The organism is Rhizobacter sp. P3_B12, from assembly GCF_056402895.1.
Genome location: NZ_JBFUGN010001177.1, coordinates 1 through 1704, shown reverse-complemented (window position 1 = coordinate 1704; position 1704 = coordinate 1). Strand labels below are relative to the sequence as shown.

The window sequence follows — 1704 nt, the reverse complement described above, 5'->3', positions numbered from 1 at the left end:
CCCCAGAAGACGGCAGTCAGCCCGCCGATCGCGCCGCGCGTCACCGTGATGGCGGTCGGCCCGACCGCCACGAACCACTCGGCGAGCTTGGTCACCACCGGCATCAGCACGTTGCCGATCGTGTTGGCGAAGCCCTTCATGACGAGCGCCGCCTTGTCGCCCGCGCTGTCGAAGGCGTTGTAGGCATCGACCTGCTCCTGCCCGACCAGCAGGCCGAGTTCTCCCATCAGCTCGGCGTTCTCGCGCACCGTATCGCTGTTGAGTTTCAGAAGCGCCGAGCTGGCGTCGATGCCCTTGCCGAAGAGCTGGTTGGCAGCGACGTTGCGGTCGGTGCCTTCCTTGTACTCGCCGGTCAGCTTGATCGCATCCAGCATCAGTTCGTTCATCGGGCGCAGTGCACCGGTGCTGTCGCGCGTGGCGAGCCCGAGGCGGTTCAGCGCGCCCTCGTCCTCGTTGAGGTGCTTCAGCAGGCCTCGGCCCGCGGTGGACATCTCCTCGGTGGTCGCGCCGACATCCTCGAGCGCTGCGATCCAGGTGCTGGCGCTGGTGGCCGACACGCCCAGCGATTTACCCAGCTGGATGCTCTGCTCCTGGTACTTGGCGGTCTGCTCGATCGCCTTGCCGAACAGCGCGCCACCACCCAGGATCGCCGTGATCGCCAGGAACTTGCCCTGGATCGCTTCCAGCGGACCACTGAGGGAGCCGACATGTGAGGCGGCCCTGTCGCCGAACTGCTGGACGCTGTCCATGCCGGAACGCAGCGCCTGGCGCAGGGGAGTGACATCGCCGTCAACGACGACGCGGGCGCGGGGATCAGCCATGCGGGTGGTGAATGCTCAAAGGGTTCTCAGGGTCAAAGGTCGAGGAAGGACAACATCGGGTCATCGGGACGGCCATGGGCGACGACCATGCCGATGCTTCGTGCCTGCTCCATCGCGCTCTCGGGATCAGGCGAGGCCGGCGCGGCCGACCGCTCGGGTTTGATGCCGATCGCGAGTGCAATGCGCCGGAGCTGCAGTGCGGCAGGCGGCGTGTGACGCCAGAAGTCGGCCAAGGCAGAGACCTGCGGCAGCGTGACCTGGTCGTCGATGTAGACCCAGGTCCAGCCGGTCGCCGTGATCAGCCAGGCGTAGAGGCTGTTCCAGGCGTCCCCGGCAGTGCCGCCAAGGACGCCCCCGCTTCCCCCACGGCGCCCCCCACCGCGGCCCCCACCCCGGCCACCTTCGTCTCCAGGCCTGCGACCTTGGCGACGACATCGAGGGCAGCGCTCAGCTGCTCCATCGTGGCCGGCAGCAGCTCGACTTCCTCGACCGACATGCCGGTGCCGGCGGACAGCACCAGCACGATGTCGTCGAAGACGACTTCATCGAGGCGACCGTTCTTGAAGGCCAGGCCGGCGCGGTTGAAGGCGGGCAGCAACTTCTTCAGCCGGCCCAGGGGGATCGGGGCGACCTCGATGGTCTGTTCGCCCAGCAGGATGGTGTCGTTCATGTTGTGGCCCAGGTCAGAACAGGCAGAGGTAGCCGATCTCGTCGGCGGCATCGGCGAAGGCCTGCGCGCTCAGGTCGTAGACCGCGTAGTCGTCGTTCTTGAGCGGCAGGCTTACCTTGCTGCTCACCGCCCGGTTGAACTTCATCACCAGGTTCTTACCGTCGAAGCTGTTCTGCAGCAGCAGCGAGAAGGCAGGTGTCGGTCCCATCACGT

Annotated in this window: 4 protein-coding genes; all 4 read right to left on the bottom strand. The window is 66.7% G+C overall.

What is annotated here, in order from left to right; translation table 11 throughout:
* On the bottom strand, positions 1-821 hold an 821-nt coding region (locus AC1D01_RS33495), incomplete at its 3' end, for a phage tail tape measure protein (protein ID WP_477873784.1).
* Between the two features lie 32 nt (positions 822-853).
* Entirely contained in the window at positions 854-1054 is a 201-nt protein-coding gene (locus AC1D01_RS33490; RefSeq protein ID WP_477873783.1) for a hypothetical protein, read from the bottom strand.
* Between the two features lie 65 nt (positions 1055-1119).
* Positions 1120-1491, bottom strand: coding sequence for a hypothetical protein (locus AC1D01_RS33485; protein ID WP_477873782.1), 372 nt, complete (start codon positions 1489-1491; stop codon positions 1120-1122).
* Positions 1492-1504: 13 nt separating this feature from the next.
* A partial coding sequence (locus AC1D01_RS33480; RefSeq protein ID WP_477873781.1) for a hypothetical protein occupies positions 1505-1704 on the bottom strand: 200 nt, incomplete at its 5' end.

What these genes read in the sequence shown, in the direction of transcription:
- AC1D01_RS33485 (WP_477873782.1), bottom strand. Translation starts at nt 1,491, where the DNA reads ATGAACGACACCATCCTGCTGGGCGAACAGACCATCGAGGTCGCCCCG.